This is a genomic window from Pseudomonas sp. DWP3-1-2, assembly GCF_049896285.1.
Lineage (GTDB): Bacteria > Pseudomonadota > Gammaproteobacteria > Pseudomonadales > Pseudomonadaceae > Aquipseudomonas.
In genome coordinates this window covers 586973-599361 of record NZ_JAFCTZ010000002.1, presented here as the reverse complement: position 1 = coordinate 599361, position 12389 = coordinate 586973, and the positions used below count along the sequence as shown (strand labels likewise).

The following is a 12389-nucleotide window of genomic DNA, read 5'->3' as shown; positions in this document are numbered from 1 at the left end:
CGTCATACCTCCACTGCCAGCCTCGCCTTCCGTGCGCGCCATCCCGCCAGCATTGAAGGACCGAGTGCGACCAGGGCCGAACCGGCCACCACCAGAACAGCCCCGCCATAACCCAGCAGGTTGATGGCCTCGGCCTGCACGTAATCCGGCCACAGCCAGGCCGCCATCGCGACGCAGGCAAAGGTGACCAAGGGCGTCAGCGCCAAGGTCGCGCTGACGCGTGACGCTTCCCAATGGGCCAGCGCTTCGGCAAATGCGCCATAGGCAACCAGGGTGTTCAAACAGCATGCCAGCAACAGCCAGCCTTGCAGAGGACTCAGTTGCAAGGCCTCAGCCGGATGCGCCCACGGCGTGATCAGCAGCGCGCAGAACAGATAGATCACCATCATCACCTGCACGGAATTCCACATTGTCAGCAGCTGCTTCTGGCTCAAGCCATAGAACGTCCACACCACCGCGGCCATGAAAACGGTCAGCACACCCGCCGTGTATTCGCTCATGGACGTCAGCAACTCACCCAGGCGCTGGTTGAAGAACAAGGCAAAACCAACCAGCAAAACCGCCAGGCCGACGCCCTGGGCGATGCTGAAGCGCTCCTTGAACAGAAAAATGCTGCCGATCAACAGCAGAATCGGGCCCACCTGAATCATCAGTTGGGCGGTGCCCGGGCTGAGAAGATTGAGGCCGATCAGATACAGAATGTAGTTGCCCAGCAAGCCCAATACCGCCATGGCCACTAGAAGGACGCCCTTGCGGCCCAGTACCTTGAAGCTCGGCAAGCGTCCGACTGAAACCAGCCAGATAAACAGCAGCGCTCCGGAGACCGATAATCGGAACCACGTCACAGTGACAGGGTCCATCACTTGCAGCACTTGTTTGAGCTTGACGGGCAGGATGCCCCAGAGCAGCGCCGTCAGCAGCGCCAGACACAGGCCATAGATCCATCGGCCAGACGAGATGTGCATGAAAAATTCCCAGGCGAGTGACGCAGCTTTCAATTATCAAAAGCGTGCAGGCGAACAGTGTAGGCGCGGATGGCGGTGCAACACAGTTGCAGTTGAAGACGTAATACAGCCAGAACTGTTTCAGTCGGCCATCGTGTCGCGCAGCTTCCGGTGTTCATTTCCAGCAGCAGGAGAAGACTATGTTCGGCAAGCGTGAGCAGGACCCGGCCCCTACCGTTCACTACCGCAGTGATCGGGTGACGCGGGTCAATGGTGAATACTTTTTCAGCACCCGGGAAAACACCCTTGAGGGCCCCTACCTCAGCCGCACCGAGGCTGAACGCGAAACCGAGGCGTATGTCCAGCGCATGCAGGCACTGGGTATGCTCACGTCAGCGTCACTCAATGGTTAGTCTTCAACCGTGATTGCGCTGGAACGTGTCAGCCCCCATCGCCTTGATCTGCCCCTCGATTAAAGCCTCGAAAGGCGCCATAAGCGGCGCGAACGAGGTCGGTGCCTCCAGGGTTTGCAACGCGTGGGTGATGGCTTCCAGGGTGGACAAGGCATCCGGACCCGGCGCCTTGCGCAAACGGTAACGAGACTTGGGCACGTGGGCCAGTGTCACGCGGGGCAACGCCGCCAGCAGTGGATTGAGGTGCAGCAGTTTGCGGGCTTTGCGCCATGTCCCGTCCGGCACGACCAACAGCATGGGCAACGCATCCGGACCCTGCATGACCAATGGCTGCGCATGGTCACCGGGGAATAACAGCCGCGCCTGATAGCCGGGTGGATAAAGCAGCTCGTGCAGGTTCTCAAAGACCTCGCCAACGACCAGTTGCGCATTATTCAGGCCCAGCGCCGCCAGCCGACCGGTATTCAACGCATGATGAACTTCACCGGGATGCTGCAGCACCAGCACGCGGGTCCGGCTGTCCAGTTGCGGGATCAACGCGCACAGGCAATGGCTTTCAGGACGCAGACAGCGTTCACAGCGCGGGCGAGACATCAGGCATTCCTCAGACTGGATTGAGCTGCGCTTTGAGCAGGTCGCGAAAGGTTTGAATCAGCGGTTCGCGGCTGCGGCCCCGACGCAAGATCATTGAAAACGGCGCCTGATAACCAAAGGTCGCGGGCAACAGGACACGCAGTTGCCCCGAATCCACCCAGGACTGCGCATAGTGCTCCGGCAGATAGCCGATGTAAGCACCCGACAACACCAGAATCAGCTGCGCTTCCATACTCTCTACCGTGGCGGCACTGTGCTTGAAGCCATGGCGGGCCAGCTCCGCCTGGCTCCAGTAACCACGCCCCACCATGCGCTGCTGCGCGATCACTGGCTCGGGGATACGCCGTTCGGCATACAGCGGATGACGATTGCTGCAATACAGCCAGTGCTGCTCGCGATACAACGGCTGGTAGAGCAACCCGTTCATTCGCGTGGAGAACGAGCCGATGGCCAGATCCAGACGATTGTCCAGCACGCCGAGCTGCAGTTCGTAAGGGCTCATCACCGACAGATGCAAATGCACGGCGGGATGCTCTTCGCTGTAGGCACCGATGACTTCTGCAAAGGGCAACGCCCGATCACTGACCGTGGAGTCCAGCACGCCAAGATTCAAGGTGCCGCGCAGTTCGCCTTTAAGGGCCGCTGCATACAGCTCGAATCCTTCCAGCTCACCCAGCAGGCGCAGGGTTTCCTGATGAAACAGCTCGCCCTTGCTGGTCAGGCTGAAACCGCCCCGCCCTCGATGACACAAGACAATGCCCAGCGTAGCTTCCAGTTGGCTCATGTAAGTGCTGATGGCTGACGTGGAGAGGTTGAGCTCCTGCTGCGCGCTGGCAAAGCCCTGGTGGCGCACGACACTGGCGAAAATACGCAGCAGTTTCAGATCGGGTAAGGCGCTGGCCATGGAAGCCCCAAACGTGACTGTAAACGCCAGCAAGCTGGCGCCTACAGAAGGTCTCATAAAGGCCCGCAGCTTAGCTCAAAACGCCTTTAGTTCTGAAATTTCTAAACTAAGTATTTCGCCCCAGCGATTGTTCTGTGCTGCCGCACTTCCCAAAATCGAGGCATTCAACCAATGATGAGGCAATCCCGTGGAAAAGATTTTTCACCAACCACTGGGCGGCAACGAAATGCCGCGCTTCGCCGGCATTGCCACCATGATGCGCCTGCCGCACCTGCAATCTGCGGCAGGCCTGGACGCTGCTTTTATCGGCGTGCCCCTGGATATCGGGACTTCCCTGCGGGCCGGCACGCGTTTCGGCCCGCGTGAGATCCGCGCTGAATCCGTCATGATCCGCCCCTATAACATGGCAACCGGTGCGGCACCGTTCGATTCGCTGTCGGTGGCTGATATCGGCGACGTGGCCATCAACACCTTCAACCTGCTGGACGCTGTGCGCATCATCGAACAAGCCTACGACGAGATCCTCACCCACGACGTCGTGCCGATGACCCTGGGCGGCGACCACACCATTACCCTGCCGATCCTGCGCGCCATCCACAAGAAGTACGGCAAGGTCGGTCTGGTGCACATCGACGCCCATGCCGACGTCAACGATCACATGTTCGGCGAGAAAATCGCCCACGGCACCACGTTCCGTCGCGCCGTTGAAGAAGGCCTGCTCGATTGCGATCGCGTGGTCCAGATCGGCCTGCGCGCCCAGGGCTATACCGCCGAAGACTTCAACTGGAGTCGCAAACAGGGCTTCCGCGTGGTTCAGGCCGAAGAGTGCTGGCATAAATCCCTCAGTCCGCTGATGGAGCAGGTTCGGGAAAAAGTCGGCGGTGGTCCGGTGTATCTGAGTTTTGATATCGATGGCATCGACCCGGCCTGGGCACCGGGCACCGGGACCCCGGAAATTGGCGGTCTGACCACCATCCAGGCCATCGAAATCATCCGCGGTTGCCAGGGCCTGGACCTGGTGGGCTGCGATCTGGTGGAAGTTTCGCCACCTTACGACACCACGGGCAACACCTCTCTGCTGGGCGCAAACCTGCTCTACGAAATGCTGTGCGTATTGCCGGGCGTCGCTCACCGATAGGCGCATGCTTTTCACCCACGGAAGGTGGATGTCTTGCGCAACGGCCCACGCGAAGAACAAAAAAGGATGTCCACGGACATCCTTTTTTACATATGCATCAGAGTATTGGCGGATATGAGCTAGCCTTGATAAAGCGGCAGCAGGTAGCGCTCTAGACCCCATTGCTGTGCATCAACCCGATCACATGAACACGGAAACGATGTGGAAGCACCCTGTTTTTATGGAAGTTAGGGCTGATCCTCTAAACGACACAAGACAGGGCCTGTCATGAACCGCGAAGACATCCAGCAACACGTTTTCAACGCGATAGGCATGATCCTGGTCGACAAGTCCGAGATCCATGAAAATTCGAGCTTTGAGGATTTGAAGCTTGATGACGCGGATGTGCACAGCCTGTTCGACCAGCTGGAAGCCCATTACAGGTTCGAGTTTCCGGACGCGGTTAAAACGCGGGCGGTCAAAAAACCGGAGGAATTGATATTGGCCATGGTCGTGGACTTGATCCTGATGCTAAGAAAGGATCAACCGCAGCGCCCACAAAAAAAGGCCCGGCACAGAGACAAGAAATGAGTCTGAAAGCAGGGTGCAACGCGTCAGCGCAGCACCTGTCAGCAACGGGACGCGGGCGCGCCCCGGCAGAGTGAAGCGTCGGGACTATCGACGTGGACGACGTTGCTTGTCGTTGGTGCGAACAGGGATCGGTTGCAGTTTGGGACGTTCGATCAACCCCAGTGCAACACCCAGATCGTGAAGCCATTCTTGCAGTTTGGTATTCATATAAAGCCCCCTTCAGGGAAATACTCGACGACCGACATCTTCAAGCCGCTTCAACAAATGATAGTGCTATATCGCACTTTACGCCTGCTACCGAGTGTCGCGGATAAAACATTTTTCCCGATGCGCCCAATGTGACAGTTCTCAAGGGTTTTCCACTTGGCTTTACGACCAACGGTGCCCCAGGAAACGCAAAGACACAGTTATTACCGAACCAGAGCGCTCAACCTGCGGCGAATCCATTGTTCGCCGCTGACCAGCGTGATGCCCAGCAAAACCAGAACCGCCCCGATGACAAAATTCATGCTCAGCGGCTCATCCAGCAACAGCACGCCAAAGGTCACACCGAACAACGGCGTCATGAACGAAAACACCGCCAGATTCGACGCCAGATAACGACGCAATAGCCAGAACCAGACCAGATAGCTGGCGCAAGACACCACCAGCCCCTGGAACAGCACGCTGCCAACGCCAACCGGGGTCAGCTTGACCTCAGTGATCTGGCCGCTGGCCGCCGCAATCAGCAACAGGCCGACCAGGCAAACCATCAATTGATAGAACAACGTCAGGGTCACAGGCGCTTCGGACAGGCGAGAGCCACGCACCACCACCGTGGTTGCGCCCCAGGCCATGCCCGCCAGTACGCCGAGGCCGTCGCCGATCAGCACAGTGCGATCAATGCTGGTCAGGGACATGCCGCCCACAAAAGCCGTGGCGATCCCCAGGAAAGCGAGCAGAATCCCCAGCCACTGCAAAGGCCGCAAGCGCTCGCTCGGCAAGGTCCAATGCAGCCCCAAAGCGGTAAAGATCGGCGCGGTATAGAGAAAAACAGACATGTGCGCAGCGCTGGTCAACGCAAGCCCTTGGGCAATAAACAGGAACTCCAGACCGAACAGCGCGCCCGCAAGCAGCCCGGCTCGCCAGGTGCTCCTGACCTTATCAAGGCCGCCTTGCCAGCACAGGGCGATGCCCACAATCAGCGCGGCGATACCGGAACGCCCGGCCGCCTGCATGATCGGCGCGATATCGGGTGCCGCCCATTTGATCAGCACCTGTTGCAGGCCCCAGATCACGCACAACACCAACATCACTTGCAGGGCAAAACCGTCAGCGCTTTTGCGCGTCACACTCATGGTCGAAGAGTCCGTTCAGATAGAGAAACGCGGCCGATCATCTCACACCTTTATTCCGGCAATTGCGCCAAGCCTTCATCATCCGTCATCGCCCGCTCCAACAGATCGGGCGGCAGGTTTTTACTGGCACGTGCGCCGAGCAATTTGAGCTGTTCACTGCGACTGACGAGGTTGCCGCGCCCCTCTGTCAGCTTGTTGCGCGCCGCGCCGTAGGCTTTGTCCAGTTGCTGCAAGCGATTGCCGACTTCGTCCAGGTCCTGAATGAACAGCACGAACTTGTCGTAAAGCCAGCCGGCACGCTCGGCAATTTCCCGGGCGTTCTGGCTCTGGCGTTCTTGCTTCCAGAGGCTGTCGATGACCCGCAAGGTTGCCAGCAACGTTGTCGGGCTGACAATGACAATGCTGCGATCAAAGGCTTCCTGAAACAGATTGGGGTCGGCTTGCAACGCCGCCGAAAAGGCCGCCTCGATCGGGACGAACAACAACACGAAATCCAGGCTGTGCAGACCTTCCAGGCGTTTGTAGTCCTTGCCGGACAAGCCTTTGACGTGATTGCGCAACGACAGCACGTGCTGTTTCAAAGCGCCTTGGCCGATCACGTCATCGTCGGCGCTGACATATTGCTGATAGGCCGTGAGGCTGACCTTGGCGTCCACCACCACTTGTTTGTCGCCCGGCAGCATGATCAAGACATCGGGCTGGAAGCGCTCGCCATCCGGCCCCTTGAGGCTAACCTGGGTCTGGTACTCGCGGCCCTTCTCCAGCCCGGCGTGTTCCAGCACTCGCTCAAGAATCAACTCCCCCCAATTGCCCTGGGTCTTCTGGCCTTTGAGGGCACGGGTCAGGTTGGTCGCTTCATCGCTGAGGCGCTGATTGAGCTGCTGCAAACGCTCCAGTTCCTTGCTGAGGGAGAATCGCTCCCGAGCTTCTTGCTGGTAGCTCTCTTCGACGCGTTTTTCGAATGACTGGATGCGTTCCTTCAGAGGATTGAGCAACTGGCCAAGCTGCTGCTGACTGGTTTCAGCGAAGCGCTGCTCGCGCTCGTCGAAAATCTTGCCGGCCAGCTCCGCAAACTGGGCACGCAGCTCGTCACGGGATCCCTGGAGGTCGTTCAAGCGCTGTTGATGGCTGTCCTGTTGCTCGCGTAACTCGGCGGCCAGGGACGCGCATCTCGCGTCCAGCTGACGCAACTCAGCCTCCTTGGCGGAGCGCTCGACACTCCAGGCCTGGGCGGCGTCCTGAGCGGCATCGCGCTCCTGGCGCAGCAGCTCCACTTCGCGGCGCAGTGCTGCAAGGTCAGCCTGTTTCAGCGCGTTGGCCTGGCTCAGGTCGCTGATTTCGTCACGACTGGCGTCCAATTGTGCGCTGAGGCCGTCCTGAGCCATTTGCGCAGTGCTCAAACGCTCGTCCAGCAAAGCGATTTCAGCCTGCTGACCAGCCCCTTTACGCTGTAGGTGCCAGGCTAACGCCAGCAACGGTATCGCCGCCCCACCCAGCCCCAGTAGGAGACTGGTCAAGTCCATAACCATAGAGACTCCTGGTGTCCTGTCTCGAAAAGATGCGAACTCATCAGCCCGGCATTATGCGCAGAACAGCGGCGCACGTCAGACTTCAATTCAGGCAGGGGCGCTGCGACTCAGTAACGGTTCAACTGGCCGAGCAGGCGTTGTGCCTTGAGGGAGCCCTTGGCCGATGCAAGCTCCAGCCAATGGCGTGCCTTTCGGGGTTCGCTAATGGGCGCCTGAGCGCACAGACGTCCGTACTCATATTGCGCGTTGCAATCGCCGGCCTTGGCGGCCTGACGCAACAACTCATGACCCATGCGACGGTCACGGGCATTGCCACACTCGTGACAAAGCATTGTGCCCAACCGACTTTGTGCGATAACGACCCCTTGGCGAGCGGGCTGCTTGAGCAGACGTCCGGCCAAACGCTTGACACTGGGCTTGCTGCCCAAGTGCGGACTGTCGAGCAGCCACAAGGCTACGCGTAACGAAAACCGCGCGGGTTCGCTTGAAGACGTTCGAGGTTCCAGGGACAGATCAGGGCGAGGCTTCATAAACACTGTGGGGCAAATCAGGAGGCGCGCAACTCTACACTTTTTTTCGGAGAGGTAAAGAGCCGGAACCCTAATGCCCGGAATAGAGCGAGCGCTTGGGACAATCCACAGAACCTGTGGATAACTCAGTGGACAACCGTACTTTAACTCTCGCAAAGGCAGACAGAATGGGGCCTGCGCTCAAACTGACGATTTTTTCACCAGTTAAAAAAAACGATGTTTTTCATTGACTTAATAATTCACCACGCTAAATCAAGCTCTTACGAGCGGTTGTGACAGTGATGTGGCAGCAAGCTTGCGCAATGTGCACAACTCCATTTCCGATGGCTATCAGACCCGCTGCCGATCATCGCAAATGGTCATGAATCGAGAGGCAATCTCAGTCAGAACAGCGTCTGCAAGCCATTTTTTATCGCATCGATGATCGTTTTCCAGGCGCTGAAAACGGGTTAATCCGGCATTCAACTTTCCAATTCCGGCGCGCCGAGCGACTATAGGCGGCCATTTTTCAAGCTGCGGCCTTTCCCTTGCGTGAAGTTTTCAGGTTTTTCGCCCTGCTGTCGTTTGTCTGCACCATGACCGTTGCGGTCACCTTTGCGCTGCCCGCCCCCGATAGCACGTGGTTCGCCCTGGCAATACTGTTACCGGCCATAGCCTTGGCGCTGGTCATCTGCATCGAGTTGAGCGAAGGCCGAATCAACGGTGTCGGCGAGATCATGCACGCCATCCAAACAAGACGATCCGTGCGACTGACCGTGTCCGCGTATCTGCTGGGCTGCGCCCTGGTCGCCTCGACTCTGGTCTTGCTGTACGACGCCTTTCCCCGTCACCCGTGATTTTTTTCAATTGCCCCTTCCCAAGAGGCAATTGTTGAGTTAGCATTGCCGCCGTTAGTACCAAGCTGAAAGTCAATTCTGGTCGAACAAGTCCCCTGACAAGCATCCTTTTCCATTCGAAGGTGTTGTCACCCACAAGGGATCGACCACCTCGATGGTTTCCAGACATGAACCCTACGCGCTGACTACCCCGAACGGGAGCTGTAGCGTAGAAAATTTCATGGCCTGATAGAACCAGCCTGCAAATTGATCAGGATCTCCACCCAGAGCGTCGAACCTTTGCTCTTGTTGTGTTGCCTGCCCTCCTAAGTACCTACCGGTCAGCCGAACGCCATACTATCCAGCGCGCTTCGATTGTCTGCTTTGTTCCAGTCAGGTTCTTCGCCCTGCCCTATCTGAAAATACAGGTTTTGGCCCGCGTTTACTGGGACGTTTAATTTTTGCACGGCTATTCCGTGTTGTTCAGGAACACCAGAAACATGACAACTTATAACCAGACTCAGGATGCTATCCGCACCCTCACCCACGCTTTCGCTCCAATGAACTGCCTGATCATGGCTGCTCGCAAAGGCTGCTTCAGCTTCACCATCGTCAACGAACATGGCATCGCTCGTCACAGCGAACGTCTGTACCCCGATCAATACTCCAGCGCCGAGCCGCTGCAGGCAGTGATCGAGCGTACACGTCAGGCGCTGATTGCCTGATAGAGGCTGAATGCCGAGATCAACTCGGCCAGTCACAAGCCCCGCCCTCAACAAGCGGGGCTTTTTTTCGCCTTTTTTTTGCTGTTGTACTTTCTCTAACGATCGCAACGGCCTATCGCAAAGGGATATATAGAAAGAGTTGTTTGACAGGAAATATTTTAAAAACAGCATATTAGAAGCAATAGATGACACTACACTTCAACTTGAGCGGCCCAAGTCGCTTCCGGCAAGCCTGACCCGATTTATCGCTGCCATGCGCAAGGGCTCGTCGGCCACTACCTCCCGAGGGTGTCATGGGAATTGCAGCCGGTGATCTATCTCGACACGTTATTCGGCCGACATTGATTTATCTCGATCGTCATAGCGCGTGCGCCGAATCCTTCCTGCTGGGTGTCGCGGCCAGCCAGTCAGCCCTGGGTGCCGCCCTGGACAGCCGTCGCGGCCACGGTCTGTATGGCATCCCTGCACTGCGACACCGACAGCTCTGGGACAACTACCTTGCCCTTGATCCTGAATTGGCCAGCCTGGTTCGTGGCCTTGCCAGTCAGCATGCCTTTCTCACAGGCCCCCATCTGGAGCTGACCGTGAACCTGCGCTATTCGACGGCCATCGCATGGTTGATGGTCGAGGCCAACGGCGTGTACCTGCCCACTGACGAGAACCCGCTGCTGATGGCAAAAATCTGGCGGGAAATATTCGACCCGCAAGGACGGCTAAGGGACTTCATCAGCGCCTGGCAGAACTGCGTAGCACCACTTTCCCACCCTGCGTAACCGGGTTTTCGCTCAATCACGATAGCGAACATTCCCGACACATTATAAGGATTGTCCTACAAAAAACGCTCTAACTCGGGTAATACAGGCTATAGCGCATTACGAAAAATGTTGGTAATTTCCGCGCCGTGATCAACACGGAGTTCTAATAATGAAAAAAGTAATGCTCAAGACCACACTTAGCCTCGCAGTCAGCCTGGTATCCACTCAACTGTTCGCCGCCGGCTTTGCTATCAACGAGCAGAGCATCAGCGGCATGGGTACTGGTTTCGCAGGCCGTTCTTCTTCTGCCGATGACGCCAGCACGGTGTTTGGCAACCCCGCAGGTATGTCCCGCCTGAAGAGCGAACAGGTCAGTGTTGGCGCCGCAGCCATCATTGCCAAGACCGATATCAGCAACGCCAAGAGTACTTTTGGCGGCAGTAATGATGGCGATATGGTACCGGTCGTCGGCGTACCGATGGGTTATTACGTCAAGCCAATCGATGATCATTGGGCATTTGGCGTGGGTGTTTACGTTCCTTTCGGACTGGTCACCGACTATGAAAGCGGCTCCGCCGGCCGTTACTGGGGCGACAAGAGTTACGTTCAGGTGGTCACGTTCCAGCCGACCGTCAGCTACGCCTTCAACGACAAGGTTTCCATCGGTTTCGGCCCGACCATCAACCGCATCGACGGTGAATTGACATCGTCGACGCTGAACTCTGCTACTCCAGGCCGCAATGACGGCAAGGTCAAGATCGAAGGCGACGACACCGCGCTCGGCTTCAACGCTGGCATCCTGGTGCAGGCCACCGATACCACTCGTCTGGGCCTGACCTACCACTCCAAAGTTGATTTCAAGCTTGACGGCAAAACCAAGATTCAAGGCTCGGGCTTCGGGCCGTTCAGCGGCCAGAAATACGACGCATCGCTGGACCTGACCACGCCAGAGTCGGTTGACTTCTCGGTCACCCAACAGATCGACGAAAACTGGACCGTCTATGCAGGCAGCACCTGGACACGCTGGAGCCGTCTGAAAGACATCACCGTGAACAACAGCGGCGTACCGGCCCAACTGGGCGGCTCCAACGGCGCTATCGGCACGATCACCGAAGAGCAGAATTGGCATGACACCTGGGCACACGCCATCGGTGCCTCCTACAAGGTCAATAAAGAGTGGACCTTGCGCACGGGTTTCTCTGTGGATCAGTCGCCTACCAACAACGTTAACCGTTCGCCACGCATCCCGACCGGCGATCGTAAAGTGATCAGCTTCGGCGCCGGCTGGAGCCCGACCGACAACATGACCATCGACGTGGCGTATTCGTACCTGCGCGAAGAAGAAACCAAGATTCGTGATTCCAGTTCCACCAAGGGCGTGTACAGCGCTGACTACCAGAACAGCGCTCATGGCCTCGGTACTTCGGTCACCTATCGCTTCTGATGCTGCGAAGGCAGCAGGCTGACGCAGCTGCTGTCCGATTAACAAAAAGCCCTGCATTGCAGGGCTTTTTGCTGGATGAACGGGCGATCAGGGCCTGGAAGCAATCGCCTTTTCGACAGCCGCTATCAACTCCGGATCATCCGGCTTGGTCAGGCTCGAGAAATGGGCGATCACCTTGCCCTGACGATCAACGACGTATTTATAGAAGTTCCAGCGCGGCGCACTGCTTTGCTCGGCCAGCACCTTGAACAGGTGCGTGGCATCGGGGCCTTTGACAATCTGAGGCTCGGTCATGGTGAAGGTCACGCCGTAATTCACATAGCACACCTTGGCGGTCTCCTCCCCATCTTTGGACTCCTGCTTGAAGTCATTGGACGGTACGCCGAGGACTTCAAGCCCTTGCCCCTTGAAGCGCTGATTCAACGCCTCCAGGCCTTTGAACTGCGGCGCAAAGCCACAGAAACTGGCGGTATTGACCACGACCATCGGCTTGCCTGCGAATCGCTGGCAGAGATCGATGTTTTCCTTGGCGCGCAGTTCAGGCAGCTCGCCCTGTAACAACGACGGGCACTCGGCAGCCAGCGCCGGCCCTGTCATGGCAATCAAAAGAACAGGAAGAGCAATCCAGCGAATGGTCATACGGCATCCCGAGCGCGCGGCAGCGCAGAAGTTGTTGTAGGTGACAAATTAC

Annotated in this window: 16 protein-coding genes; 8 read left to right on the top strand and 8 right to left on the bottom strand. The window is 57.6% G+C overall.

Annotated elements, in window-relative coordinates:
- Positions 1–2 precede the first annotated feature (2 nt).
- A complete protein-coding gene (locus ACP7B0_RS08635; RefSeq protein WP_426140782.1) occupies positions 3–965 on the bottom strand; it encodes a DMT family transporter in 963 nt (320 codons plus the stop codon).
- Between the two features lie 179 nt (positions 966–1144).
- Here ACP7B0_RS08635 and ACP7B0_RS08630 point away from each other — a divergent pair, with 179 nt between their 5' ends.
- On the top strand, positions 1145–1357 hold the full coding sequence (locus tag ACP7B0_RS08630) for a DUF6316 family protein (RefSeq protein WP_426140781.1): 213 nt from the start codon (positions 1145–1147) through the stop codon (positions 1355–1357).
- Between the two features lie 3 nt (positions 1358–1360).
- Here the strand turns inward: ACP7B0_RS08630 and ACP7B0_RS08625 are convergent, their stop codons facing one another.
- Both ACP7B0_RS08625 and ACP7B0_RS08620 read right to left on the bottom strand, forming a co-directional pair.
- The gene (locus tag ACP7B0_RS08625) at positions 1361–1951 is read right to left on the bottom strand and encodes a tRNA-uridine aminocarboxypropyltransferase (protein WP_426140780.1); all 591 of its coding nucleotides are present in this window, start codon (positions 1949–1951) and stop codon (positions 1361–1363) included.
- A 10-nt stretch (positions 1952–1961) separates the two neighbouring features.
- Complete coding sequence (locus ACP7B0_RS08620) at positions 1962–2855, bottom strand: LysR family transcriptional regulator (RefSeq protein ID WP_426140778.1); 894 nt, start codon at positions 2853–2855, stop codon at positions 1962–1964.
- On the opposite strand from ACP7B0_RS08620, the gene ACP7B0_RS08615 reads away from it, so the two are divergent.
- The 3 genes from ACP7B0_RS08615 to ACP7B0_RS08605 all read left to right on the top strand — a co-directional run bounded on the left by ACP7B0_RS08615 (position 2854) and on the right by ACP7B0_RS08605 (position 4563).
- A complete protein-coding gene (locus ACP7B0_RS08615) occupies positions 2854–3030 on the top strand; it encodes a hypothetical protein (RefSeq protein WP_426140777.1) in 177 nt (58 codons plus the stop codon). The genes ACP7B0_RS08620 and ACP7B0_RS08615 overlap by 2 nt on opposite strands.
- A 12-nt stretch (positions 3031–3042) precedes the next feature.
- The gene (gene speB / locus ACP7B0_RS08610) at positions 3043–3993 is read left to right on the top strand and encodes an agmatinase (protein ID WP_426140776.1); all 951 of its coding nucleotides are present in this window, start codon (positions 3043–3045) and stop codon (positions 3991–3993) included.
- A 267-nt stretch (positions 3994–4260) separates the two neighbouring features.
- Positions 4261–4563, top strand: coding sequence for a hypothetical protein (locus ACP7B0_RS08605; RefSeq protein ID WP_426140775.1), 303 nt, complete (start codon positions 4261–4263; stop codon positions 4561–4563).
- Between the two features lie 84 nt (positions 4564–4647).
- Here ACP7B0_RS08605 and ACP7B0_RS08600 read toward each other — a convergent pair whose 3' ends face one another.
- The 4 genes from ACP7B0_RS08600 to ACP7B0_RS08585 form a co-directional block, all read right to left on the bottom strand.
- Positions 4648–4770: a PA1414 family protein gene (locus ACP7B0_RS08600; RefSeq protein ID WP_426140774.1), complete on the bottom strand. Its 123-nt coding sequence runs from the start codon at positions 4768–4770 to the stop codon at positions 4648–4650.
- Between the two features lie 203 nt (positions 4771–4973).
- On the bottom strand, positions 4974–5900 hold the full coding sequence (locus ACP7B0_RS08595) for a DMT family transporter (protein ID WP_426140773.1): 927 nt from the start codon (positions 5898–5900) through the stop codon (positions 4974–4976).
- A 50-nt stretch (positions 5901–5950) separates the two neighbouring features.
- Positions 5951–7315: a DNA recombination protein RmuC gene (gene rmuC, locus ACP7B0_RS08590; RefSeq protein ID WP_426140871.1), complete on the bottom strand. Its 1365-nt coding sequence runs from the start codon at positions 7313–7315 to the stop codon at positions 5951–5953.
- Positions 7316–7536: 221 nt separating this feature from the next.
- Complete coding sequence (locus ACP7B0_RS08585) at positions 7537–7959, bottom strand: tetratricopeptide repeat protein (protein WP_426140772.1); 423 nt, start codon at positions 7957–7959, stop codon at positions 7537–7539.
- A gap of 527 nt (positions 7960–8486) precedes the next feature.
- Here ACP7B0_RS08585 and ACP7B0_RS08580 point away from each other — a divergent pair.
- From ACP7B0_RS08580 to ACP7B0_RS08565, 4 genes are all read left to right on the top strand, one after another.
- A complete protein-coding gene (locus ACP7B0_RS08580; protein ID WP_426140771.1) occupies positions 8487–8795 on the top strand; it encodes a hypothetical protein in 309 nt (102 codons plus the stop codon).
- A 479-nt stretch (positions 8796–9274) separates the two neighbouring features.
- Complete coding sequence (locus ACP7B0_RS08575; RefSeq protein ID WP_426140770.1) at positions 9275–9499, top strand: hypothetical protein; 225 nt, start codon at positions 9275–9277, stop codon at positions 9497–9499.
- A 293-nt stretch (positions 9500–9792) separates the two neighbouring features.
- The gene (locus ACP7B0_RS08570) at positions 9793–10272 is read left to right on the top strand and encodes a hypothetical protein (protein ID WP_426140769.1); all 480 of its coding nucleotides are present in this window, start codon (positions 9793–9795) and stop codon (positions 10270–10272) included.
- 151 nt (positions 10273–10423) lie between these two features.
- Entirely contained in the window at positions 10424–11698 is a 1275-nt protein-coding gene (locus tag ACP7B0_RS08565) for an OmpP1/FadL family transporter (protein ID WP_426140768.1), read from the top strand.
- A gap of 87 nt (positions 11699–11785) precedes the next feature.
- Here the strand turns inward: ACP7B0_RS08565 and ACP7B0_RS08560 are convergent, their stop codons facing one another.
- Entirely contained in the window at positions 11786–12337 is a 552-nt protein-coding gene (locus tag ACP7B0_RS08560; RefSeq protein ID WP_426140767.1) for a glutathione peroxidase, read from the bottom strand.
- Between the last annotated feature and the right edge of the window lie 52 nt (positions 12338–12389).